The organism is Roseivirga sp. UBA1976, from assembly GCF_002336325.1.
Classification (GTDB): Bacteria; Bacteroidota; Bacteroidia; order Cytophagales; family Cyclobacteriaceae; genus Roseivirga; species Roseivirga thermotolerans.
Window position 1 is genome coordinate 1 of the sequence record NZ_DDDQ01000002.1, and the last position, 10,207, is coordinate 10,207.

Annotated in this window: 12 protein-coding genes; 9 read left to right on the forward strand and 3 right to left on the reverse strand. The window is 43.4% G+C overall.

What is annotated here, in order from left to right; all coding sequences use genetic code 11:
- The 3 genes from B3763_RS00025 to rsmA all read right to left on the reverse strand — a co-directional run.
- The coding region (locus tag B3763_RS00025) for an NAD(P)-dependent oxidoreductase (RefSeq protein ID WP_286742319.1) at nt 1-843 on the reverse strand (843 nt) is incomplete at its 3' end.
- A gap of 2 nt (nt 844-845) precedes the next feature.
- Nucleotides 846-2,210: a magnesium transporter gene (gene mgtE / locus B3763_RS00030; RefSeq protein WP_229838570.1), complete on the reverse strand. Its 1,365-nt coding sequence runs from the start codon at nt 2,208-2,210 to the stop codon at nt 846-848.
- A complete protein-coding gene (gene rsmA, locus B3763_RS00035; RefSeq protein ID WP_189629517.1) occupies nt 2,192-2,977 on the reverse strand; it encodes a 16S rRNA (adenine(1518)-N(6)/adenine(1519)-N(6))-dimethyltransferase RsmA in 786 nt (261 codons plus the stop codon). Before rsmA ends, mgtE begins: the two co-directional genes overlap by 19 nt.
- Nucleotides 2,978-3,058: 81 nt before the next feature.
- Between rsmA and pdxA the strand changes: the two genes are divergently transcribed.
- The 9 genes from pdxA to accB all read left to right on the forward strand — a co-directional run bounded on the left by pdxA (nt 3,059) and on the right by accB (nt 10,141).
- A complete protein-coding gene (gene pdxA / locus B3763_RS00040; RefSeq protein ID WP_286742320.1) occupies nt 3,059-4,084 on the forward strand; it encodes a 4-hydroxythreonine-4-phosphate dehydrogenase PdxA in 1,026 nt (341 codons plus the stop codon).
- 61 nt (nt 4,085-4,145) lie between these two features.
- The gene (locus tag B3763_RS00045) at nt 4,146-4,484 is read left to right on the forward strand and encodes a hypothetical protein (RefSeq protein WP_189629515.1); all 339 of its coding nucleotides are present in this window, start codon (nt 4,146-4,148) and stop codon (nt 4,482-4,484) included.
- Between the two features lie 79 nt (nt 4,485-4,563).
- A complete protein-coding gene (locus B3763_RS00050) occupies nt 4,564-6,207 on the forward strand; it encodes a SulP family inorganic anion transporter (protein WP_189629514.1) in 1,644 nt (547 codons plus the stop codon).
- A 6-nt stretch (nt 6,208-6,213) separates the two neighbouring features.
- Nucleotides 6,214-6,852, forward strand: a complete 639-nt coding sequence (locus tag B3763_RS00055) for a carbonic anhydrase (protein WP_189629513.1) — start codon at nt 6,214-6,216, stop codon at nt 6,850-6,852.
- A 291-nt stretch (nt 6,853-7,143) separates the two neighbouring features.
- Nucleotides 7,144-7,674, forward strand: a complete 531-nt coding sequence (locus B3763_RS00060; RefSeq protein ID WP_286742321.1) for a YceD family protein — start codon at nt 7,144-7,146, stop codon at nt 7,672-7,674.
- A 30-nt stretch (nt 7,675-7,704) separates the two neighbouring features.
- Nucleotides 7,705-7,896 (forward strand): 50S ribosomal protein L32, encoded by a 192-nt coding sequence (gene rpmF / locus B3763_RS00065; RefSeq protein ID WP_189629511.1) that lies wholly within the window; start codon nt 7,705-7,707, stop codon nt 7,894-7,896.
- Between the two features lie 167 nt (nt 7,897-8,063).
- Complete coding sequence (locus tag B3763_RS00070; RefSeq protein WP_189629510.1) at nt 8,064-9,065, forward strand: beta-ketoacyl-ACP synthase III; 1,002 nt, start codon at nt 8,064-8,066, stop codon at nt 9,063-9,065.
- 22 nt (nt 9,066-9,087) lie between these two features.
- Nucleotides 9,088-9,651, forward strand: a complete 564-nt coding sequence (efp, locus tag B3763_RS00075) for an elongation factor P (RefSeq protein ID WP_189629509.1) — start codon at nt 9,088-9,090, stop codon at nt 9,649-9,651.
- A gap of 13 nt (nt 9,652-9,664) precedes the next feature.
- On the forward strand, nt 9,665-10,141 hold the full coding sequence (gene accB, locus B3763_RS00080) for an acetyl-CoA carboxylase biotin carboxyl carrier protein (protein WP_189629508.1): 477 nt from the start codon (nt 9,665-9,667) through the stop codon (nt 10,139-10,141).
- The last annotated feature ends 66 nt before the right edge of the window (nt 10,142-10,207 follow it).

The window sequence follows — 10,207 nt, forward strand, 5'->3', positions numbered from 1 at the left end:
TACATTCTTTCGAGCGAACAAGTTCTCAAACCTTTGCTTTTCTTCGGAGGTCAGGGCTTCGAATTTTTCTTTTTCGAGCACATCGAGAGCGGCTCCTAATATTTTCCCTGAGTCGAGCAAAGACAACAAATCGGCTATGGGCACAATTTCGCCCCTGGCAGTATTGAGAAGATAAACGGGCTTTCGGAACGACTCAAAAAAGGTTTTATTCATCCACCCACGAGTTTCTTCTGTCAATGGCACATGCAGGCTCAGAATATCGGTTTTCTGGAAAAGCTTTTCCAGGCTCACTTCTTCTACCTTTTTGGTGCCAAAACCCTTTTTAAATTTATCATACACTAATATGCGGCAGTCAAAAGCTCTTAATCGTTGCACAAAAGCTTGCCCCATATAGCCATAGCCAACAATTCCTACTGTTTTGTCGGAGAGCTCTACGCCTCTATTGCCTTCTCTATCCCACACCCAATTTCTTACTTCCCGGTCGGCTGCATTGATTTTATTCAACAAATTGAGCAGCATGCCCATGGCATGTTCAGCCAGGGCATCACGATTACCTTCCGGAGCATTGAGTATTTCAATGTTGCGAGCTTCTACATAAGCTACGTCAATTTTATCGAGGCCTGCTCCTGCCCTGCCAATGAACTCGAGTTTGGTGGCCTTGTCTATAAATTCCTTATCTATGGTGGTTTTGCTTCTTACCAAAACTCCTTCAAACTGACCGATACAATCGAGGATTTCGCTTCGGCTAATTTTAGGTGCATAATGAGGTTCTATACCAATTTCTTCTAAGAGAGGCACAATGCTCTCGTGCATATCATCAATAATGAGACACTTTTTCTTCATGACTAGGGTAATAATAGATTGGCAATTGCCAGATAAACGATGATTCCGAGGATATCGTTGGTGGTGGTGATAAACGGCCCTGAAGCGAGTGCCGGGTTTACGCCTAGCTTATCGAGCACCAAAGGGGTTGTAGTACCCATAAAAGAAGCTAGCATTACCACGCAAACCAATGAAATGGCTACCACCGAACCGAGGGTCTGATCGTCTTTCCAAAGGAATACAATTAAGAAACTAATAAGGGCCAGTACTATGCCTGTGAGTATGGCTACCAAAAACATGCGGGCAATTCGCTTGGAGAAAGTGTCTTCAAAGGCCGATTTGTTGGCAAGGCTTTGCACAATGAGGGTCGATGATTGAATACCCACATTGCCACCGGTAGCCATAACCAACGGAATAAAGAATGCCAGGGCAGCGTTTTTTTCCAGGTCTCCTTCGAAAAAACCAATGGCCCAAGCCCCCAGAGTTCCCCCCAACAGACCTATGAGTAGCCAGGGCAGTCTTGCTTTGGAGATAGCCCAAATGGTATCGTCTTCCTCAATATCGCCCGAAATACCGGACATTAGCTGTCGCTCTTCTTCGGCCTGTTCGGTAATCACATCCACAATATCATCGATGGTTATTCGTCCAACCAATCTTCCCTGCAAATTGACTACCGGTACGGCATCCAAATCATACTTGCGCATTATGGCTGCCACTTCTTCTTCATCCATGTAGGTTTCTACATGAATAATGTCGCTATCATAAATGTCTTTGATAAAGGTTTTGTCTTTTGAAAGAATGATTTTCTTCACCGACACCTTGCCTTGGAGTTTACCTTTATCATCTACCACATATACCGAGTAGATTTTCTCTACGTTTTCGGCCTGCCTGCGAATCTCATCAATGGTTTGAATGACTGTCCAGTTAATATTGGCCACAATCATTTCCTTGGCCATCAAACCACCGGCACAGTCTTCATCGTAGCGCATCAGTTCCTGAATGTAGGCAGCACTTTCAGGGTCATCTATAGCGGCAATTACTTCTTCTCTGGTTTTTACAGGCAAATCGTTGATGATGTCAACGGCATCATCAGACTCCATTTCTACGATATACTGGGCAATTTCATGGGGTTGGAGTTCTTCCAGAAATTCCTTTCGGGTGTCTTCTTCCAGCTCTTCAATTACCTCTGCTCCCACAGCATTGTTGAGCACATCGAGCACATAACGAGCTTCTTCAGACTCCACCTCATCGAGCAAGGCAGAGATATCGGCCGGATTCACTCCTTCCATGGTGTCGCGGATAAAGGCATCGTCTTTCCGCTCTATGGCCTGAAGCATCAGGTCTAGATATTCTTTGGAAAGCTCAAATGTCACTCGTTCTGACGACACGCTGTTATCTTGTTGGTTAGGTCCACAAATTGATTAACTGAAAGTGCTTCGGCCCGTAGGTCAAGGATTGGGTCGTTTGCCAACTCTGCCGGCAAATTTATAGCTTTTAATGCGTTGCGCAACGTTTTCCGTCTCATTTGAAAACCCGCCTTTACCACGCGTTTAAACAGGTCTTCATCGCAGTTTAAGTGCTCTGTCTGGTTCCTTTTCAATCGGATAACACCCGAATTGACCTTGGGTGGTGGGTTAAAAACTCCGGGCTTTACGGTGAACAAATACTCAATGTCGTAGTAGGCCTGAAGGAGCACACTCAAAATGCCATAAGTACGCGAACCTGGAGGCTCGGCAATTCGGTCGGCCACTTCCTTTTGAATCATGCAAACTACTTCAGGAACCTGGTTTCTCATTTCCAGTATTCTGAAAAATATTTGCGAAGAAATATTGTAAGGAAAGTTACCTATGATGGCCAGCGGTTCTCCGGTATGATCTAAAAAGTTGTACTTGAGAAAATCTCCGTCAATAATGTGTTGCTGAAGCTCCGGAAAATGCTCGTGTAAATAGGCAATGGACTCTTTGTCTATATCAATTACCCAGGTATTATGCTCGCCCTTTAATAAAAATTGGGTGAGCACCCCTGTACCGGGGCCTACTTCCAACACGCTTCGGTAATTTCCATGCCCTGTAAGGCCATTGGCTATGCGCTCTGCTATGGACAAATCTTTTAGAAAATGTTGCCCTAAATGTTTCTTTGGTCTTACGTCAGACATTGTCACAACTTATTTAAAAAAGCTTAATTTGCGCACAAAATTAGAACTTCGATTCAAACCCTAAGGAAAGAGCACCAAAACATGCATGAACCTAAGCGAGAAGAAAGAAAACTGCCCACACTTGGTATAACTATTGGCGATGTAAACGGTATTGGTCCTGAAGTGATTATCAAGTCGGCACTCGATGCCAGAATTTTCAATCAGGTAAATCTGGTAGTTTATGGGCATGGAAAGGTGCTTTCTCACTACAAAACCCTGCTAGACATTGAGAAGTTTGTGTTTAACCAAACCCAAAAGGCCGATCAGATTCGATACAACAAACTCAATGTAATTAACTGTGTAGAGGATATTGAAGTGACCCCGGGCGAAGAGACCAAAGAGGCGGGGGCTTTGGCACTGGCAGCCATAAAGCAAGCCAGTCAGGATTTGAAAGAGGGAAAGATTGATGCCATAGTTACAGCACCAATCAACAAAAACAATATTCAGAGCGATTCTTTTCAGTTTCCCGGCCACACGGAATTCTTTACCGAAACTTTTGGAGCCGAAGAGAGCCTTATGTTTCTCTGTAGTGAGCAAATGCGAATTGGAGTAGCCACGGGCCATATTTCGGTAGCACAAATCAAAGAGAGACTTACTGCGGAAGTAATTGAGAAAAAAGCATCGCTTATGCTAAGGTCTCTGAAGAAAGATTTTGGCATTACCAAGCCCAAAGTGGCTGTTTTGGGGCTAAACCCGCATGCGGGAGAAGATGGCCTGCTGGGAACCGAGGAAAACGAAATTATACGCCCGGTGATTAATGCCTTTAAAGAAAAGGGCGAATTGGTATTTGGCCCCTACCCTGCCGATGGTTTCTTTGGCAATGCCAGCCAAACTAAGTTCGATGGTGTGTTGGCTATGTATCACGATCAGGGGCTTATTCCTTTTAAAACCCTTGCCTTTGAAGACGGGGTTAATTTTACGGCCGGACTGAGTATTGTGCGTACTTCTCCTGACCATGGAACAGCCTACAACATTGCCGGCAAAGGCCTAGCCAATGAGCAAAGTATGAGAGCGGCCATTTACATGGCCAGAGATATTTGGGTCAATCGAATGACACAACAGTCGTAAGAAAACCGTATTTTTATCGAATAATTTCAGACTTCTATCGATAGTAGCAACGTATAAGCCATTGACTCGTACCATTGACATAGTATCAACTATTTTGGCTAAAACCATCACCATACTGTTTTTGCTATTCTTTACAGGGTGCCTGGCAATGGATACGTACATTAAAGCATCGGACAATGCCGTAGAGTTGGCCTGTGAAATAACCGATGCGGAAGAAGAAACAGAAAACGAAAAAGAGGAAAACAAAGAAGGTCTTCACAAAGACGAGTTTCCGGGTTTTCAAACGCGTTATATTTTCTTTGCAACTACCAAAGTCAACTACTACACGCAAAGCCAACCACTGGGTTCATCGGCCGTTAACAAGGTTCTGCTCCCCCCTCCTGAACGGACATTGGTTTAAAATTTCCGCATTAAACACTATTTTAATTATCTGGTTGCCCACAGGGGCTACTCATTGAATTTTTCAATTTTTCTTAACTATGAATAAAGATCTTTTTAAACACATTAAATCAGACGCACCAGCCGGACTGGTAGTATTCCTGGTAGCAGTTCCACTGTGCCTGGGTATTGCCTTAGCCTCCGGAGCACCGCTTTTCTCAGGTATAATAGCCGGAATGGTGGGTGGTATTGTGGTTACTTCTTTTAGTGGCTCCAGTCTGGGGGTTTCGGGACCCGCAGCCGGTTTGGCCGTAATTGTACTCGTTGCTATCGAAGACCTTGGCTCATTTGAGACCTTTCTCGTGGCAGTGGTTATTGCGGGAGCCTTACAAGTTGTACTGGGCATAGTCAGGGCTGGTATTATCGGCTACTACTTCCCCACCTCTGTAATTAAGGGTATGCTCTCTGCCATTGGTATCATCATTTTCCTAAAGCAGATACCTCACGCCTTTGGTTATGATGCAGACCCTGAGGGTGAAATGGATTTTGTTCAGGCCGATGGGGAAAACACCTTCTCTGAGCTTTGGAACATGGTCGATTACATTAGCCCCGGAGCCATTATTATTGCATTCACCTCTCTTCTTCTTCTCATACTTTGGGAGCAGAAGTTCATGAAAAAAATCAAACTATTCCAGATTGTGCAGGGGCCATTGGTTGTAGTGGTTCTTGGCATTATCTTCGGTAAGCTATTTGCCGGTGGTGCTTATGAGATTACCTCAGAGCACATGGTGAACATTCCTGTATCTGAAGACTTCAATGGTTTTCTGGGTCAGTTTACCTTGCCAGACTTCTCCACCATCACCAACCCACAAGTGTGGGTTGTGGGTATAACCATAGCCATTGTAGCCAGTTTGGAAACACTGCTGTGTGTAGAAGCCACAGACAAATTAGATCCTCAAAAGAGAGTAACTCCTACCAATCAGGAACTTAGAGCTCAAGGTATTGGTAATATGGTTTCCGGCCTTATTGGCGGGCTGCCCGTTACACAGGTTATAGTAAGAAGTTCGGCCAACATCCAGTCGGGCGGTAAAACCAGACTTTCAGCCCTTATTCACGGGGTGCTCATACTTTTGGCAGCAATGGCCATTCCGAATATCATGAATATGATTCCGCTGGCCAGTCTTGCAGCTATTCTTTTGGTGGTGGGTTATAAACTAGCTAAACCTGCATTGTTCAAAGAGATGTATAAAAAAGGGTGGTTGCAGTTTATTCCATTCGTAGTTACTGTGTTTGCCATTGTATTTACCGACTTGCTCGTGGGTATAGGCATAGGTATGGCCGTAGCCGTATTCAATATTCTGCTCACCAACCTTAAGAATCCTTATGTACTCAAGTCTACCCATGACGCCACTGACGAGCACTATCAGATTGTGCTTTCAGAACAGGTAACTTTCCTGAATAAGGCCCAGATTTTACGCGAGCTGAACAAAGTGCCCGATGGGGCCGAGCTGTTTATAGATGCGAGTAAGACTGTGTTCATTGAGCACGATGTGCTGGAAATAATCAGCGACTTTAAAGAAAGTGCCAAATTCAAGAACATAAAACTCAAAATAAGTCCGTTAGATCATTTAGACCTCAACGGGTTCAATCAGTCATTGGGCCAATTGGTAGTTACCTCCGAAGAGGCCAAAATGCACGGTGAAAATGAATTAAAAGTAATTGACAGTATAAATCCTAAACTATAACAACGCATGTCTAATTCTATTAACCTACTCAAACAGGGAAATATCAAATGGGTAGAATCTGTAAAAGAGAAAGACCCCACATTTTTCGATGAACTGGCCAAAGGGCAAAGTCCTGAATTTTTATGGATTGGTTGTTCTGACTCACGTGTTCCTGCCACCCAGATTACAGACACCATGCCGGGGTCTATCTTTGTGCAGCGCAACATTGCCAACATGGTGGTTCACACCGACTCTAACCTCTTAAGTGTTGTTTACTATGCCGTAAAAGTTTTGAAAGTAAAACACATTGTGGTTTGCGGACATTACGGATGCGGAGGTGTAAAAGCCGCCATGAGTAACCAAAAGTTCGGATTTTTAGACAACTGGCTACTGCATATTAAAGATGCTTACAGAGCCAACGCCAAAGAGTTAGACGCGATTGAAAATGAGGACGATCGATTCAACCGTTTTGTTGAACTCAACGTGAAAGAGCAGGTACAAAACCTGGCTAAAGTATCTTTCTTGCAAGAAGAATGGGATCAGGGAGAATTCCCTTACATTCATGGTTGGGTTTATAGCCTCAAAGATGGTCTCATTAAAGACCTTGGCTATACCATTAACTCTAACCAGGGGCTGCAAGAAGTGTATAAATATTCAGGTGAATAACACTTAGTTGAATTGCCCGGAAAGCAATAGGTGAAACAATTGTCTTCATAAGGCCAAAAGAGCCTTATCGCTCTTTGTCTGATCTCATACTTAATAATTGATAGCGATTGAGTCTAATACTTCACCTATTCCGGGCAATCAACTTTTTATACCCCTAAGTCAACACACCATAGGCTTTGGCCAACAATTCTATTTTTTCTCTTGCATTTTGGTAAAACTTCGTTTCAAGAAGCTTTTACTATTACAGATGAATTCCATACCTTTGCACTCCTGAATTTTAAATGGTGATTCATGAAAGCCGCAAAAAGATTTGATATTCATATCTACAAGCTTTCAAATGGTATTCATGACTACACCTTTGAAATTGGGAATGAGTTCTTTGACATGTTCGATGGTGATTTGCTAAGTGAAGGAAAACTTGCTGCGGCAGTTACACTTAACAAATCAGATAGTATGATTCAGGTCAACTATAAAATAGATGGAACCGTAGTACTAAGCTGCGACCGAAGCCTGGACCTTTTCGATTTTCCGGTAAATACAGAACACAACATTATTTACAAGTACGGAGACGAAGAAAAGGAGCTCTCTGAAGATGTATTTGTCATAGACAAAAACACTCAGGTACTCAATGTGGCTAATATTCTGTTTGAATTCATAGGGTTACAAATACCTATGAAGAAACTTCACCCCAGGTATGAGGATGAAGAAATGGACACGGAGGAAGGTCAGATGGTTTACAGTTCGGCATCGGAAAAAGACATTGAACAAGAAGAAGACACTACCGACCCACGATGGGCGGCTTTAAAGAATTTGAAAAAATAAGAATAGCGAAAGCATTAAATAGAATAAGAAATGGCGCATCCTAAACGTAAAACCTCCAGAACCAGAAGGGACAAAGGTAGAACTCATAAAAAACTACACGCCAAAAACCTGGTAGTTTGTCCTACAACTGGCGAAATGCACATGCCTCACAGAGCATTCTGGCATGAAGGCAAACTTTACTACAAAGGTAAAGTAGTAATGGAAAAAGAGGTATTGGCCTAAGTCAGTCCTGAAAAGATACTTGCTCCTGGATTGTTTTATTCAGGAGCATTTTCATTTATAGGGGCCGGGTGGCTTATGTCCATTTTCTGTTGTGATTCTGAAACCTTTCCCCTTATATTGGCAGACGTTTATGACTCAAATCTGCATGTCCAACCAAATTTAACTGCATGACTCAGCTCAGAGCTCAGATTACCGGAGTCCAGGGGTATGTACCGGAGTACATCCTCACCAACAAAGAGTTGGAGACTATGGTAGACACCACCGATGAGTGGATTACCACTCGCACCGGAATCAAAGAGAGAAGAATATTAAAAGGTGAAGATCAGGGCACCTCGGTTATTGGTATTAAAGCCGTAGAAGGACTTTTAGCCAAAACCAATACCACTCCCGATGAAATAGATCTAATTATTTGTGCTACCACCACGCCAGATATGGTGTTTCCGGCTACGGCCAACCTAATTGGTGACGCCATAGGAGCTAAAAATGCATTCGGTTTCGACCTGCAAGCTGCTTGTTCGGGGTTTTTATATGCCCTCACTACAGGAGCGCAGTATATTGAAACAGGAAAATACAAAAAAGTAGTGGTGGTGGGAGCCGACAAAATGTCTTCTATCATTAACTATGAAGACAGAACCACCTGCATTATTTTCGGAGATGGTGGCGGAGCAATAATGCTGGAACCTACCACCGAAAGTGTTGGAGTAATGGACTCCATTTTAAGATCGGATGGCTCTGGCGCACCTTTTCTTCATATGAAAGCCGGGGGTAGCCGAAGACCTGCCTCGGCCGAGACACTAGCCAATAAAGAGCATTATGTGTATCAGGAAGGCTCATCGGTGTTTAAGTTTGCTGTAACCAACATGGCCGATGTAGCTGCAGAAATTATGGAGAAAAACCAATTGGTAGCAGAAGATATTTCGTTCTTAGTACCACACCAGGCGAACAAACGTATTATAGATGCAACGGCCAAGCGCATGGGTGTGGGAGAAGAAAAAGTAATGCTCAACATTCAGAAATACGGTAATACCACCAGCGGAACAATTCCTCTATGTCTTTGGGACTATGAGTCTCAATTGAAAAAGGGCGACAACCTTGTGTTGGCAGCCTTTGGAGGCGGATTTACCTGGGGGGCTATCTGGATAAAGTGGGCTTATGATCCAAAAGTGTAACAGACTAATTTCGTATTAATACATGGCTACTACTGCAGACATTAAGAATGGTCTTTGTATTGTAATGAACAATGACCTTTGGATGGTAATAGAGTTTCAGCATGTGAAACCCGGCAAAGGACCTGCCTTTGTAAGAACCCGTCTTAAAAACATTAAATCAGGTAAGGTGGTAGACAATACGTTCTCTGCCGGCCACAAAATTGAGACTGCCCGTGTAGAAAAAAGAACCCATCAGTTTTTATTTAAAGATGAGTTCGGTTTTCACTTTATGAACAGCAGTACCTTTGAACAGGTTATGATTCCTGAAGACATGATTGAATCATCGGACCTAATTAAAGACGGACAAGAAGTAGATATTCTGTTCCATGCAGAAACAGAGCAGCCGCTCACTTGCGAATTGCCTGCCTATGTGGAGCTGGAAGTAACCTACACAGAGCCTGGTTTAAAGGGCGATACGGCAACAAATGCCAGTAAACCTGCTACTTTAGAAACCGGAGCCGAAATTCAAGTGCCATTATTCATTAACTTAGGCGATAAAATTAAAGTTGATACAAGAACCCGCTCGTATGGTGAGCGTGTAAAATAAACCTTAACTCGTTATGAACCCGAAAGAAATTAAGAACATGATCGACTTCATTGCCAAATCTGGTTTGGCTGAAGTGAATATTGAAACGGAAGAATTCAAAATTAAGGTAAAAAGAGATACCGAAGCTCATGTAGTTTCAGCTCCAGCTGCGGCTCCTGCCCCCGCTCCGGTAGCTGCTGCTCCGGCTCAGGCCGCTGCTCCGGCTCCTGCCGAAGCCACCCCGGCAAAACCGGCAGAAGACACCAAAAAATATGTAGAAATAAAGTCACCAATGATAGGTACCTTCTACAGATCGCCTAAGCCCGAAGACCCTGCATTTGTGAATGTAGGAGATACAGTATCGGCCGGTGATAAGGTGTGTATTGTAGAAGCCATGAAGCTCTTTAATGAGATTGAGTCTGAGGTTTCAGGAACTATTGTGAAAGTTTTGGTCGAAAATGCCTCTCCGGTAGAATACGACCAACCGTTGTTCTTGGTAGACCCTGCCTAAGAATACGTTCTATTCATTAGTTTCATCCAAAAAGAACCAACCGTGTTTAAGAAAATATTAATAGCA

Excerpts from the sequence above, each read along its gene's own strand:
- rsmA (WP_189629517.1), bottom strand. The coding sequence starts at position 2,977 with ATGTCTGACGTAAGACCAAAGAAACATTTAGGGCAACATTTTCTAAAA.
- pdxA (WP_286742320.1), top strand. The coding sequence starts at position 3,059 with ATGCATGAACCTAAGCGAGAAGAAAGAAAACTGCCCACACTTGGTATA.
- B3763_RS00050 (WP_189629514.1), top strand. The coding sequence starts at position 4,564 with ATGAATAAAGATCTTTTTAAACACATTAAATCAGACGCACCAGCCGGA.
- B3763_RS00055 (WP_189629513.1), top strand. The coding sequence starts at position 6,214 with ATGTCTAATTCTATTAACCTACTCAAACAGGGAAATATCAAATGGGTA.
- B3763_RS00060 (WP_286742321.1), top strand. The coding sequence starts at position 7,144 with ATGAAAGCCGCAAAAAGATTTGATATTCATATCTACAAGCTTTCAAAT.
- rpmF (WP_189629511.1), top strand. The coding sequence starts at position 7,705 with ATGGCGCATCCTAAACGTAAAACCTCCAGAACCAGAAGGGACAAAGGT.
- B3763_RS00070 (WP_189629510.1), top strand. The coding sequence starts at position 8,064 with ATGACTCAGCTCAGAGCTCAGATTACCGGAGTCCAGGGGTATGTACCG.
- efp (WP_189629509.1), top strand. The coding sequence starts at position 9,088 with ATGGCTACTACTGCAGACATTAAGAATGGTCTTTGTATTGTAATGAAC.
- accB (WP_189629508.1), top strand. The coding sequence starts at position 9,665 with ATGAACCCGAAAGAAATTAAGAACATGATCGACTTCATTGCCAAATCT.